The organism is Janthinobacterium sp. 1L-D-8-B-C4 (assembly GCF_057291295.1).
Genome location: NZ_JBXAVX010000020.1, coordinates 1 through 13,577, shown reverse-complemented (window position 1 = coordinate 13,577; position 13,577 = coordinate 1). Strand labels below are relative to the sequence as shown.

Below are 13,577 nucleotides of genomic sequence, written 5' to 3'. Positions count from 1 at the left end.
GCAAGGCTCCCCGAATCGTCCATTTGGTTTTTGTCTTTAATGGCAAGATCAGCCAATAACCCCCTACCCAAACAGCAACCCCCCATGCTAAAATAGCGCCTCGCTCAAACAGCCCCGGCAGTTCGAGCAGACCGCAAGCAAAGCAGTACCTGGAGAGGTGGCAGAGTGGTCGAATGTACTTGACTCGAAATCAAGCGTACGTTAAATCGTACCGTGGGTTCGAATCCCACCCTCTCCGCCAGAACAAATAAAAGAAGCTCCCGCAAGGGAGCTTTTTTTATTTGTGAGGCGGAGAGGAGCATGCCCCCTGCGGGGCATGCGCGTGCGCCAAGGCGGCAGGTTCGAAGACGAGCGCGTACTTCGCGCGAGGCTCCCCGAATCGTCCATTCAGGTTTTAAGACGCCCAAAGCGCGCCAGCGCAAGGCGTTACTTCGCCCAGCCCTCCCCGAATCGTCCATATAGATTCAAAACCCGCCCAAAGCGCGAAGCGCAAGGCGGTTTTTAAGTCCCCCCTCACCCCACCAGCAACTCCCGCCCCCTCACCCTCAACAACTCCCCCACCCGCAAAATCGCCGGCGACAAATACGCATTCTTCCGATACATCATCCCCAGCCGCCTCGGCATGGTGGTCTCCGGCAGCACCACCTCGCGCAGGCCCAGGTTGCGCGCATGCAAATTGGCATTGCTGGCAAAGCCCAGCAAGCGGGTCTTTTCGATAATCGGCAAGATCATGTTCAGCACCGTCGACTCGATCTGCGCGCGTGGTCGCGGCAGGTGCTGGCGCTCGAATGTCTGGTCCAGCCACTGCCGGCTGGCCACTGTCGTGGCGGGCAATACCCACTGATAGTCAAGCAGGTCCTGCAGGCCATAAGGGCGGGCAAAGACCGGGTGGTGCTTGCTGGCCAGCACCACCATCTGATCGGCGACAATCTGCTCCGACACGAACTCCTCGTCGCCTTCGAGCATCGGGCCGACCGCCAGGTCGATCTCGCCATTGCGCAGCGCCTTGAGCAGCGCGTCGTTCATTGCCACCGACAGGCGGATGGTGACCTCGGGCGCCTGTTCCAGCATTTCCTGGAATACTTGCGGCAGCAGATGTTCGGCCAGGGTCGGCACGCAGCCGAGCCGGATATGGCCTTTCAGGCCCGAGGCGTGTTCACGCATTTCGCGCGCCGTGTCGTCAACCATCAGGGCCATCTGGCGCGTGCGCGACAGCAGCACGCTGCCAGCCACCGTCAGGCGCATGCCGCGACCGTCCTTTTCAAACAGCCTGGCGCCCAGCGCTTCTTCGAGCCGGTCGATGCATTTCGACAGCGCCGGCTGGGTGCGGAACAGCTTGTCGGCCGCCCGCGCCAGGTTGCCCTCCTGGGCAATCACTTCGAAAAACTTCAAGTCGCGGAAGTCCATCAATACATTCCTCGTTTTTATATATTCTAAAAAATAATTGAATATACAGCATAAATAGCCACTCCTATACTGGCCCACAACAAGAAAACGGCTGGCCCTCGCGGCACGGCCGCAGCACCGCAGCAGGAGACGCGCATCACCCAACGCAGCATCGCTGCGCCCTCCCGCACATCCGGAATTTCCTCACCAGACAAGGCCACTCATGAATCACGCATTGCCATCCCGCCCCGACGTCATCCGCGACTTTCCGCGGGTCGATCCCTCCCTGGTCGCCGAAGCGAGCCAGTTCCCTTCCTCGATCCTGGCCGACGTGGCCGGGCGCCGCGGCACCTTGTCGAGCCGCATCGCGCCGCTGTCGCCGAGCATGCGCATCGCCGGCCCGGCGCTGACGATCGAAGTGCGTCCCGGCGACAACCTGATGATCCATGCCGCCATGGCGCTGGCGCAGCCGGGCGACGTGCTGGTGATCGACGGCAAGGGCGACGAAACCTGCGCGCTGATGGGCGAAATCATGGTCTCGCAATGCATGGCGATCGGTATCGCCGGCGTGATCATCAACGGCGCGGTGCGCGATACCGAAGCCATCCGCGAACTGGGCTTTCCCATGTATGCGGCCGGCGCCAACCCGAATGGTCCGACCAAGCTGGTGCCCGGGCGCCTGAACTGGCCGATCTCGGTGGCCGGCGCAGTCGTCAATCCGGGCGATCTGATCGTTGCCGATGCCGATGGCGTGGTGGTCATCGAGCGCGACAAGGCCGCTTCCCTGATGGCGCTGGCGAAACAGAAAGTGGCGGACGAAACGGCGCGCATCAAGGGCATCCGCAATGGCGAACAGCTGCGTCCGCTGTGGCTGGACGGTGCGCTGCGCAAGGCCGGCGTGCTGGCCGAAGGGGAAACGCTGTGAGCGGCGCGGGCGTGAAACCGGTAGTGCTGGTGACCGGGGCCGACCTGGCGCCGCAGGCGGTAGCGATGCTGGCGGGACACACCATCGTGTATGCCGGCAAGACCCCGGACGAGCAGCAACTGGTCGCTCTGTGCCGCCAGCACCAGCCCGACGCCATCATCGTGCGCTATGGCCGCATCACGGCCGCCGTGATCGAGGCCTGCACGCGGTTGCGCGTGATATCCAAGCATGGCACGGGCATCGACACCATCGATGTGGTCACGGCCGGCGCGCGCGGCATCGCAGTCAAGGCGGCGCTGGGCGCCAATGCGGCGGCGGTGGCCGAACACACCTGGGCCCTGATCCTCGCTTGCGCCAAGGATGTGGTGCGGCTCGATGCACGCATGCATGCGGGCCACTGGGACAAGGCCACGCATAAAAGCCTGGAATTGAAGGGCCGCACCCTGGGTTTGGTCGGCCTGGGTGCGATCGGCTTGCGCGTGGCCGCCATCGGCCAGGCGATGGGCATGCAGGTGCAGGCGTATGACCCGTATGCGGCCAGCGTGCCGGAAGGCATCGTGCGCCTGCCCCTGGCGCAAGTGATCGCCGGCGCCGATGTGCTGTCGCTGCATTGTCCTTTAAATGCCGGCAACGCCGGCATGCTTGACGGCGCGGCGCTGGCCAGCATGGCCGATGGCGCCATCGTCGTCAATACGGCGCGCGGCGGCCTGATCGACGAGCCGGCGCTGGTGCAGGCGCTGCAAAGCGGCAAGCTGCGCGCCGCCGGCCTGGACAGTTTTAGCATCGAGCCCTTCAGCGGCGAACACGCGCTCGCGCAATTGCCGAACGTCATCTTGTCACCGCATATCGGTGGCGTTACCAGCGACGCCTATGTCGGCATGGGCACGGCCGCCGCCGCCAATGTGCTGGCGGTATTGAACGGCGAGGTGCTGGCCGTGGCGTGATGGGCCGGGAATTTCTCGCCGCTGCCAGCCATGGCGCGGCGATTTTCGACTATAAACAAAGAGTATTGGAGGAAGACAATGGATCACATAACAAAAAATGTCACCCAACTCGAAAAGGACACCATGCGCAAGGTCACCCTGCGCCTGATCCCTTTCCTGATGGTGTGCTACCTGCTGGCCTTTATTGACCGCGGCAATATTGGCATGGCCTCGCTGCAGATGAATCACGATATCGGCATATCACCGAAAATGTTCGGCTTTGCCAGCAGCCTGTTTTTCATTTCCTATTTTATCTTCGAAGTGCCGAGCAACCTGGCGCTGCAAAAGTTCGGCGCGCGCCAGTGGATTGCCCGCATCATGGTTACCTGGGGTTTGGTGTCGGCCGCCACCTCGCTGGTACAGGGGGCGAACTCGCTGTACGCGCTGCGTTTTTTGCTGGGCGCCGCCGAGGCCGGCTTCTTCCCCGGCGTGCTGCTGTACATGACCTACTGGATACCGGCCGCCTACCGTGGCCGCATCGTCGCCATTTTCATGGTCTCGATTCCGATGGCCAGCTTTATCGGCGCACCGCTGTCGGCGGCGCTGCTGCAGACGGATGGCATGCTGGGCCTGCGTGGCTGGCAATGGCTGTTCATCCTGGAAGGCCTGCCGACCGTGCTGATGGGCGTGGCTTGCCTGTGGTATCTGACCGACCGTCCGGAACAGGCCAAATGGCTGAGCGCCGAGCAGCGCGACTGGCTGTCGACGCGCATGGATGACGAGCGCCGGAACAGCAAGGCCAAGGCGCATGTTTCGATCTGGAAGCTGTTTCGCAGCAAGGAAGTGCTGGGCATGGCCCTGGTGTGTTCGACCGCTTCGGCCGCCGGCAGCGTGCTCAGTGTGTGGATGCCGCAAATGTTCAAGTCGTTTGGCCTGAGCGTGATGCAGACCGGCTGGCTGGCGGCGGTGCCGTACGCGGTCGCCTCGGTGTTGATGGTCTTGTGGGGCCGCCATTCGGACCGCAAGAATGAGCGCCGCTGGCATACCGTGATTCCGCTGGCGCTGATCGGCGTGGGCATGCTCAGCACGCTGGTGCTGTCATCCTTGCTGCCGACCGTGATCATGCTCACTTGCGTGCTGATCGGCGCCTATTCGTTCAAGGGGCCGTTCTGGGCGCTCAGCTCGGGCTGGCTGGCGGCAGGTTCCGCCGCCGCAGGCCTGGCCGGCATCAACGCCGTGTCGAACCTGATCGGCGGCGGCCTGATGGTCAACGTCTACGGCTGGATCAGGACCGAGACCGGCAGCCATGCGCTGGGCCTGCTGCCGATCGCCTTGCTGGCGCTGGCCAGTATCGCCACCTTGCTCGGCCTGAGCGCCAGGGCCAGCCGCGAAACGCGCGCCCATGCCGCGGCAGCGCGCGAAAAAGCGCCTGCCTGAGTCCTGACGGCCAAGGCCCGCGCCTGGCGGGCCAAGGCCGCTTCCTTCCTGTTATCCCGACGCGTCTCCCGACAGGCGCGCGGGACCGGCTTTACCTGAAAAAAAGAGACGAGACATGAATCAACATTGGATCACCGCAGCGGCCGTCGGCATGGCGTTTTTCTCTCCACTTGCCTGCGCCCAGGGAACGAACGTCGTGCTCTACGGCAAACTGAACGTCGATATGGAAAGCGTGTCCGCCGGCGCCGGCACGAATGGCCGTACCGGCCGCATCAGCAATAATTCATCGCTGCTGGGTTTTCGCGGCGAGGAAGCGCTGGGAGGCGGCTTGTCGGCCTTCTTCCAGATCGAATCGTCGGTGGGCGTCGATACCGGCAGCGGCACCCTGGCCGGGCGCAATTCCGGCGTGGGCCTGCGCGGCGCCGCCGGCACCGTCCTGATGGGACAGTGGGACACGCCGTACAAGAACGCCACCCTGAAACTCGACCCTTTCACCAATAAAACCTTTGCCGGCTATGGCGCCGTCCTGTACGGCAACAAGTCAGTAACGGTGGCCAATGCGGCCACCCGCCAGTCGTTCGACCGGCGCCAGAAGAACCTGCTGCAGTATTGGACGCCCGACGCCGCCCACGGCGTCAAGGCGCGCCTGGCATATGGCGCGCGCGAAGAGCGGGACAGTTGCACGGTGGCCTGCGATCCGGGCATGTGGTCGGCCGCCGCCAGTTACGAGCAGGGGCCGCTGTCGCTGATGGCCGCTTATGAGCGCCATGACCAGTACGCCAACACGGCCAGCGTGCAAACCCGCGACAGCGCTTTCAAACTGGGCGCCTTGTACCGCCTTGGCGCCACGTCGTTCAGTGCGATTGCCGAACGCCTGGCCTACCGCGGTAACCTGGGCGCCACCGGCCTTGCCAGGACGTTTGCGCCTGGCGCGGCCAGCGAGGCCAGCTTGCGCAACTATTGGCTGGCCGTTTCGCACCGTGACGGCGCCCGGACATGGCGCGCCGCCTACGGCCAAAGCGGCGATGTCAGGCTGAATTCGCGCGCCAACGGCGCCAGCGCAGCCAACACAGGCATGCGTTATTGGGCCGTCGGTTATGGTTATGCGGCGTCGAAGCGAACCGAGCTGTATTGGATGTATGCGCGCATCGATAACCAGGCGCAGGCGAATGGCGACTTTGCCATCAATGGCGTAACCGGGGTGCGTAACGGCGCCCATCCTGCGGGGATGGGCCTCGGCGTGACGCACGCCTTCTGACGCAGCCGTCCTGACTGGGGGCGGCAGTGCTGTCCTCAATGCATCAAGCTGGCGCCGCATCCATCACGTTTTTCGCCCGGGCTGACTGCTGCCCGGAAGCGGCACTATGGTAATCTACGGCGGTTTTGTTCCGTCCATTTCCTCACCATAGATACCGCGCAATGAGCCAATTCTGGAGTTCCATCGTCACCCAGCTGACCCCCTATGTCCCCGGCGAGCAGCCGAAACTGCCCGGCCTGGTCAAGCTCAATACCAATGAAAATCCGTATGGCCCGTCGCCGCAGGTGATCGCCGCCTTGAAGGAAGCCGCCAGCGACAGCCTGCGCCTGTATCCCGATCCCACTGCCAGCGAACTGAAGCAAACATTGGCCGATTACCACGGCGTGAGCAGCGCAGAGGTGTTTGTCGGCAATGGCTCCGACGAAGTGCTGGCGCTGGCCTTCATGGCGCTGCTCAAGCACGACGCGCCGCTGCTGTTCCCGGACATCAGCTACAGTTTCTATCCCGTGTATTGCAAGCTGTACGGCATCGACTACCGCACCGTGCCGCTGGACGATGCGATGCGCATCCGCCCGCAGGATTACACCGGGCCGTGCGGCGCCATCATCTTCCCGAACCCGAATGCGCCGACCGGCGTCGATTTGCCGCTGGCCGGCGTGGAAGCCATGCTGCAAGCCCATCCGGAAGCGGTGGTGGTGGTCGATGAAGCGTATGTCGATTTCGGCGGCGAGAGCGCCATCGCGCTGGTGCGGCAGTATCCGAATCTGCTGGTGGTGCAGACGCTGTCGAAATCGCGTTCGCTGGCCGGCCTGCGCGTCGGTTTCGCCATCGGCCACCCGGACCTGATCGAAGCGCTGGAGCGCGTCAAGAACAGCTTCAATTCGTATCCGCTCGACCGGCTGGCGCTGGCCGGCGCCGCCGCCTCGTTCCGCGACGAGGCGTATTTCCAGCAGACTCGTACAGCCGTGATCGACAGCCGCACGCAGCTGACGGCGGAATTGACGGCGCTCGGTTTCGAGGTGCTGCCATCGGTGGCCAACTTCGTGTTTGCCCGCCACCCGCAGCACGATGCGGCGCAGTTGGCGGCCGGCCTGCGCGCGCGCTCCGTGATCGTGCGCCATTTCAATGCGCCGCGCATCAGCCAGTACCTGCGCATCAGCATTGGCAATGCGCAGGAATGCGCGGCGCTGGTGGAGGCCTTGCGCGCGCTGGTGTAATGGCTGCAATGGCATGAAGTTGTGCCACAATCAGCGGATTATTCAACAATAACAAGGGGACGGACTATATGGCAAAAGTGGCATTCATCGGCCTGGGCGTGATGGGTTTTCCCATGGCGGGTCATCTGGCGGCGGGCGGGCACGACGTCACCGTCTACAACCGCAATCGGGCACGCGCGCAAGCCTGGCTGGAACAGCACCGTGGCAGCAGCGCCGCCACGCCGGCCGCAGCGGCGGCTGGCGCCGAGTTCGTGTTCACCTGTATCGGCAACGATAACGATCTGTACCAGGTGATCCTGGAGGAGGGCGGCTTGCTGTCCGGCATGGCGCCGGGCAGCATCCTGATCGACCATACGACGGCGTCGGCCGAAGCAGCGCGCACCATCCATGCGGCGGCAAAAGAGAAGGGCGTGTTCTTTCTCGACGCCCCCGTCTCGGGCGGGCAGGCGGGTGCGGAAAACGGCAAGCTGACGGTGATGGCCGGCGGCGATGCCGAAGCGTATGCACGTGCCGAAGCGGTGATCTCCCTGTTCGCGCGCGCCGTGACTTATATGGGGCCGTCGGGTTCGGGCCAGCTGACCAAGATGGTCAACCAGATCTGCATCGCCGGCCTGGTGCAGGCGCTCAGCGAAGGCATCGCCTTTGCCGAGAACGCTGGCCTTGACGCAGCGCTGGTGGTCGATGTGATTTCCAAGGGCGCGGCGCAATCGTGGCAGATGGAAAACCGCGGCAAGACCATGATCGAGCGCAAGTTCGACTTCGGTTTTGCGGTCGACCTGATGCGCAAGGACCTGGGCATCTGCCTGGCCGAAGCCGGGCGCAACGGCAGCGACCTGCCCGTGACCAGGCTGACCGACCAGTTCTACGGCGAAGTGCAGCAGGCCGGCGGCAACCGTTACGATACCTCCAGCCTGATCACGCGCCTGGGCAAAAAGTAAAACCTATGCCTTGAACGTCAGCAGGGGTTTCAGGCGGGCCACCGATTGCAGCAGGCCCGCCTCTTCCTGCGCGCTGATGACGGGGCCGATCTTTTTATACGCCATCGGTGCTTCCTCGACCCGGCGTTCCTCGCGCAAGGTCACGCACTGGAACGCCATCTCGTTGTCGCCAATAGTCGGACGCACCGCACGCATGGCCTGGCGGCGGATGCTGCGCCCGGCGCCGTGCGAGCACGACCACAGCCAGTCCGGGTTGCCCATGCCGGTCGCCACATACGAGTAGTCGCCCATCGAACCGGGGATCAGCGCCAGGTCGCCTGCGCGCGCCGGCGTGGCGCCCTTGCGGTGGATATTCATGCCGTGCTCGCGCAAGATGACGTTGTGCGGCACGTCCACCACCAGGCGCGACTCGTCATGAGCAAACACCTGCGCAAAACTGTCGCGCACCAGTTCGGCCAGCACGGTGCGATTGAGCCAGGCATAGCGCGAGGCCACTCCCATCGCCTCCATGTAATCGGCAGCCAGTTCACCCGTCAGCCCGTACAGGGCCGACTGCGGATGGCGCATGCCTTTCGGCCAGGCTTCGCGCGCACGGTCCATCCAGCGGCTGCCGACAAAAAAGCCCACGTCGCGGCTGCCGCTGTGGATCATTACCACCACTTCGCCGGCCACCAGGCCATGATGCCAGGCGGCGTGGCGGTCCAGTACGGCGTCGACCACCTGGATTTCGACGAAATGGTTGCCGGACCCCGTGGTGCCCAGGCTGGGGTCGCGAATGACTTCACGCGTGCCGACCAGCGCCTCGGGCGCATGGCGCAGGCCGCCACCGAGTTCGCGCAGCGCGATGCATGCGTCGAGCTCGCGCACCAGCCGCTCCTTGTCGACGCGCGACCACAAGCCGCCTTCTTGCACGCTGTCGATCAGCGCCTCCGGCCCCTCGTCGAACAGGGCGGCAAACGCCTTCGAGCGCAGCGGCACGTTGCGCCCGTCTTCCAGCAGTACATGCCGGAGCTTGGCCATGATGGCGTCCTTGCGCGACTCGAACTGCGCCAGCGTCAGGCCGGTGGTAATCAGGCGCATGCCGCAGGCGATGTCAGTGCCGGGAATGGCGGGGATCACCATGTCGGGCGTGGTGGCGACGATGCTGCCGACCGGGGCGATGCTGCCCGGATGAAAGTCCGGCGTGGCGCAGGCCTTGCAGACATGGCCATCCTGGCCCGGCACGGCAACCGAGGCAAATTCGAGCAACTGGCGCACGGCTTTTTCTTCCAGCGGAAAATGATGAGGCAGCAGCACGGACGCCTGGGCGTGCGGGTTGCTGAGCGTGTAGATGCCGTTTGCATAGGCAACAGCGATGCCCTGGCGGCGCAGGGATTTTTGTAATCTTGAGATGGGAAACACGATTCTGCTCCGGAAATAACGAATGCACGGCCCGTTTCAAGGGGCAATGTTTGTTTTCCACGCAGCAGCGACAGGAAGTGCGGCGAGCTTAGCAAATTTTATCTCGATTGCAAAGTGATTCCGCTTGCAATATTGCCGCGCCCGCTTTATATTCGCTCTTCTTTCAAGAACCTCTTTCATACTGGAGCCAAAAGTGCCTCGCCAATTCGCCATCACCTGCTAACGCTGACGAACTGCTCTCTGCAGCATCGCCGGCGCGTTGACGCCCACGATTGCTGCGGCACTTTTTCCGGAATACCCGCACACGTTTTCAAGGCCCCGCCTTGACTGTCCACGCCCGGCCTCGTCGTCAGCACCCCTGACCCTGCAAAGGACACGCCCCGGTGAACGCGGCGTGTGACGCCATGTTTTTACAATCTTTACCGTTATTCAAATACCCGCGCACGCCGCACCTGGAAGGCTCGCGCCTGCAGCCCGGCGACGATGCGTCCGACCAGATGCCGTTGAAGCGGCTGGCCGGCAAGTACGTCGTCATCGAAGAAAAAATCGATGGCGCCAACGCCGCCGTCTCGTTCAGCGAGGCGGGCCAGGTGCTGCTGCAGTCGCGCGGCCACTATCTGGCGGGTGGCGGCGGCGAACGCCAGTTCAACCTGTTGAAACCGTGGGCGCATGCACATGAACACGCCTTGCTGGCGCTGCTGGAAGACCAGTACGTGTTGTTTGGCGAGTGGGCCTACAGCAAGCATTCCGTGTTCTACGACTGCCTGCCGCATTACTTCAACGAGTTCGACATGTGCTGCCGCCGCACCCGGACCTTTCTGTCGACGGCGCGCCGCCATGCGCTGCTGGCTGGCTCGCCCGTGCTGCCGGTACCGGTGCTGTACGCGGGCAGCATGCCCACCAGCACGCGGCAGCTGTGGCAGCTGCTGCGCCACTCGCTGGCCAAGTCCCATACCTGGCGCGAGGGTTTCGAGACGGCGGTGGCGCGCGAGCGCCTGCCTTTGGCCCTGTGCTGGCAGCAGACCGACAAATCGGACCTGGCCGAAGGCCTGTACCTGAAAGTCGAAGACGACGAACAAGTGCTGGCGCGCTACAAGCTGGTGCGCCAGGACTTCACGCAAACCATTCTCGACAGCGGCTCGCACCATGCCACGCGGCCCTTGATCCCGAATCGGCTGGCGCCCGGCGTGGATCTGTATGCGCCACAGCCACTGGTCACTTGGCAGGACCTGGGCCTGCGCACCTGCCGTTCGCCCGACGAGCTGGCCCAACTCACAAGGAGTACCCGATGAACTGGAACACATTGCGCCAGCTGGCGCCGCTGCCGGGACGGCAGCCCGATTTTGCCGCCTGCCTGGACGCCTTTCCGCAGCTGGAACTGGCCAAAGCCACGCCGCAACACCCCGTCTACCACGCCGAAGGCGATGTCTGGACCCATACCATGATGGTGGTCGAAGCCCTGCTGGCCATGCCGGCCTATGCGCAGGCCACGCGCGCGCAGCAGGAAATCGTCTTCCTGGCCGCACTGCTGCACGACGTGGCCAAGTGCAGCACCACCGTGATCGACCCGCTCACGGGCGCCATCGGCCAGCCCGGCCACTCGCGCAAGGGTGCGCTCGACGCCCGCATCGCGCTATGGGATTACGCGGTGCCGTTTGCCGCGCGCGAAGCCATCTGCCGCCTGATCCAGGTGCACCAGGTGCCTTTTTTTTCCCTGGAGACCTCGCGCCGTGGCGTGACGCCCGAATTTACCGTGCGCGAACTGTCGTGGCAGGTCGATATCGGCGTGCTGGCCATGCTGGCCGAGGCCGATATCCGCGGCCGTATCTGCCCTGACCCGCAGCGCGTGCTGGACGCGATCGAACTGTTTCGCGAATTGGCGCGCGAGGAGGGCTGTTACGACCGGCCGCGTGCCTTTGTTGATGACCATACGCGCGTGAAATACTTTCGCGGCGCCGAGGCGCACCCCGACTATCCGCTGTTCCAGCAGCCGGGCTCGCGTGTGATCGTGATGTCGGGCCTGCCTGCGTCGGGCAAGAATACCTGGGTGGCGAAACATCACCCGCAACTGCCGGTGGTGTCGTTCGACGATGCGCGCCAGGCGCTGGGCCTGCGCCATGGCAAGAACGAAGGGCAGGTGGGCGATTATGCGGAAGAGCGCGCGCGTGAACTGCTGCGCAAGGGCCTGCCCTTCGTGTGGAATGCCACGCACCTGTCGACGCTGATGCGCGAAAAAACGCTCAATCTGCTCTACAAATACCATGCGCAGGTGGAACTGGTGTACCTGGAGCAATCGCGCAAGGAACTGCTGCGCCGCAATGGCCAGCGCGATACCTCCTTGAGCAACAAGAAGCTGCAAGCGATGTTGTGGAACTGGGAAATTCCGCTGCCGCAGGAGGCGCATCTGGTGCGCCATGAAGTGGCTTGACGCCATGGCGAGCGCGCCGGTGTTGTAACGGAGCAACGTTTTTCCGGATTTTTCTGAAACTATTTAACGACGTTTTTTCTTGCTGGCGAAGCCAGGCCGGCAAGGCGATTGACTTCCTGCCTGCGACGATAACAGTCTTGCAAGCCATCACCGGTTTGCCCATCTCCCGCCGACAAGGCGCTGTAAGTGTATCTTTTTCTGTGATTTTTCTCCGTAAATTGTTAAATAATGATCGGATTAATATGTCGAAGAAGCTGGAAATCAGAATCAATACGCAATGAAAAATATAAAACATTGTTTTATTATTTTCTTTATGGAAATTCCAAGACCGGTCTTTCTGATGCCGGAACCGGCAGACGGCCGCCCTGTGGCGCTGCGTGAAGCCAGGTGGTGATTATCTGAGATTAATTCTGTAGGGAAAATGTGTAAGCTAACTGCACCAGATATCGCGTAGTAGAGAATAATTCATTTATAAAAATCTTAGCTTGAAGTAAATAAAGATAATCAGGTTTTAAATTGGCAATGTTAAAATATAGAAACTATTAATTTAATATGTTGCAACTTTTTTGCCCCGCCGCTTATTGTGATCATGTGATCGAGAGGATTCTTTTGCGCTCCAAACTTCTACCCCTGACCTTGCTGCTGTTGATCCAGGGCGCCTACGCCCAGCAACCGACCGCCGGCAGCCAGTTGCAGCAGATTCCTGTCGCGCCCCAGTTGCCGAAAGCGGCGCCCGCGATTCGCGTGCAGCGCGGCGATGTGCCGGCCGCCATCGTCGGCGACAGCACCCGCATCAAGGTGGAGCGTTTGCAGATCGCCGCGCCGCCGGTGTTTGCGGAAAGCGAACTGGTCGCCGCCAGCGGCTTCGTGCCGGGCAGCGAACTGACTTTGACGGAGCTGCGCACCCTGGCCAGCCGCATTGCCAGCTATTACCAGACGCGCGGCTATTTCCTGGCGCAGGCGTATCTGCCGGCGCAGGACATCAAGGATGGCGTGGTGCAAGTCACCGTGCTGCCGGGTACGTATGGGCAAGTGCAGCTGCGCAATAAAAGCAATCTGTCCGACGGCCTGGCGCACAGCATATTGAGCGGCCTCGACGGCGAAGTGGTCGCCACCACGCCGCTGGAACGGCGCCTGCTGCTGCTGTCCGATTTGCCGGGCGTGCAGATCAGTTCGACCCTGGCGCCGGGTGCGTCCTTGGGTGCGTCCGACCTGATCGTCGACGTGCAGCCGGGCGCGCGCTTCAACGGCAGCGTCGATGTCGACAACCAGGGCAACCGCTACACGGGCCGCAACCGCATCGGCGCCACCGTCAATATCAACGAGCTGGCTGGCATCGGCGACGTCGCCACCGTGCGCGCGTTCACCTCGACCGACGGCCTGAACTATGTGCGCGCGGCCTACCAGGGCCAGGCCGGCCTGCTGCGCCTGGGCACGGCCTACACGCATATGGACTACAAGCTGGGCAAGGAATTTGCCGTGCTGGAAGCGAAGGGCACGGCAAAGATTGCCAGCGTGTATGGCAGCTACCCCTTGATCCGTTCGCGCGCCGGTAACCTGTACGCGCAGGTGAACTATGACAGCAAGGATTTCCAGGACAAGACCGAATCGACCGGCAGCGTCAACGACAAGACGGCCAAGATCTGGATGCTCAATCTCAATGG

At 62.9% G+C, this 13,577-nt stretch carries 11 protein-coding genes and 1 tRNA gene; 10 read left to right on the top strand and 2 right to left on the bottom strand.

Annotated elements, in window-relative coordinates; all coding sequences use genetic code 11:
* Positions 1 to 151 precede the first annotated feature (151 nt).
* Positions 152 to 241, top strand: a tRNA-Ser gene (locus AC0Z42_RS26525).
* 272 nt (positions 242 to 513) lie between these two features.
* Here the strand turns inward: AC0Z42_RS26525 and AC0Z42_RS26520 are convergent.
* Entirely contained in the window at positions 514 to 1,407 is an 894-nt protein-coding gene (locus AC0Z42_RS26520) for a LysR family transcriptional regulator (protein ID WP_485471064.1), read from the bottom strand.
* 202 nt (positions 1,408 to 1,609) lie between these two features.
* On the opposite strand from AC0Z42_RS26520, the gene AC0Z42_RS26515 reads away from it, so the two are divergent.
* The 6 genes from AC0Z42_RS26515 to AC0Z42_RS26490 all read left to right on the top strand — a co-directional run bounded on the left by AC0Z42_RS26515 (position 1,610) and on the right by AC0Z42_RS26490 (position 8,084).
* Positions 1,610 to 2,311 carry an RraA family protein gene (locus tag AC0Z42_RS26515; RefSeq protein WP_485471063.1) on the top strand — a complete coding sequence of 234 codons (702 nt, stop codon included), beginning with the start codon at positions 1,610 to 1,612 and terminating at the stop codon, positions 2,309 to 2,311.
* Positions 2,308 to 3,255: an NAD(P)-dependent oxidoreductase gene (locus AC0Z42_RS26510; protein WP_485471062.1), complete on the top strand. Its 948-nt coding sequence runs from the start codon at positions 2,308 to 2,310 to the stop codon at positions 3,253 to 3,255. The genes AC0Z42_RS26515 and AC0Z42_RS26510 overlap by 4 nt, the downstream gene beginning before the upstream one ends.
* A gap of 78 nt (positions 3,256 to 3,333) precedes the next feature.
* A complete protein-coding gene (locus AC0Z42_RS26505; RefSeq protein WP_485471061.1) occupies positions 3,334 to 4,671 on the top strand; it encodes an MFS transporter in 1,338 nt (445 codons plus the stop codon).
* A gap of 115 nt (positions 4,672 to 4,786) precedes the next feature.
* A complete protein-coding gene (locus AC0Z42_RS26500) occupies positions 4,787 to 5,929 on the top strand; it encodes a porin (protein ID WP_485471060.1) in 1,143 nt (380 codons plus the stop codon).
* Between the two features lie 161 nt (positions 5,930 to 6,090).
* Positions 6,091 to 7,146 (top strand): histidinol-phosphate transaminase, encoded by a 1,056-nt coding sequence (hisC, locus tag AC0Z42_RS26495; protein ID WP_485471059.1) that lies wholly within the window; start codon positions 6,091 to 6,093, stop codon positions 7,144 to 7,146.
* A 68-nt stretch (positions 7,147 to 7,214) separates the two neighbouring features.
* Positions 7,215 to 8,084 carry an NAD(P)-dependent oxidoreductase gene (locus AC0Z42_RS26490; protein ID WP_485471058.1) on the top strand — a complete coding sequence of 290 codons (870 nt, stop codon included), beginning with the start codon at positions 7,215 to 7,217 and terminating at the stop codon, positions 8,082 to 8,084.
* Positions 8,085 to 8,087: 3 nt separating this feature from the next.
* On the opposite strand, the gene AC0Z42_RS26485 is transcribed toward AC0Z42_RS26490, so the two are convergent.
* Positions 8,088 to 9,485: an RtcB family protein gene (locus tag AC0Z42_RS26485; RefSeq protein WP_485471057.1), complete on the bottom strand. Its 1,398-nt coding sequence runs from the start codon at positions 9,483 to 9,485 to the stop codon at positions 8,088 to 8,090.
* A 404-nt stretch (positions 9,486 to 9,889) separates the two neighbouring features.
* On the opposite strand from AC0Z42_RS26485, the gene AC0Z42_RS26480 reads away from it, so the two are divergent.
* The 3 genes from AC0Z42_RS26480 to AC0Z42_RS26470 form a co-directional block, all read left to right on the top strand.
* Positions 9,890 to 10,777, top strand: coding sequence for an RNA ligase family protein (locus AC0Z42_RS26480; RefSeq protein WP_485471056.1), 888 nt, complete (start codon positions 9,890 to 9,892; stop codon positions 10,775 to 10,777).
* Positions 10,774 to 11,913, top strand: coding sequence for an AAA family ATPase (locus tag AC0Z42_RS26475; RefSeq protein WP_485471055.1), 1,140 nt, complete (start codon positions 10,774 to 10,776; stop codon positions 11,911 to 11,913). The genes AC0Z42_RS26480 and AC0Z42_RS26475 overlap by 4 nt, the downstream gene beginning before the upstream one ends.
* Positions 11,914 to 12,522: 609 nt before the next feature.
* On the top strand, positions 12,523 to 13,577 hold a 1,055-nt coding region (locus tag AC0Z42_RS26470), incomplete at its 3' end, for a ShlB/FhaC/HecB family hemolysin secretion/activation protein (RefSeq protein WP_485471054.1).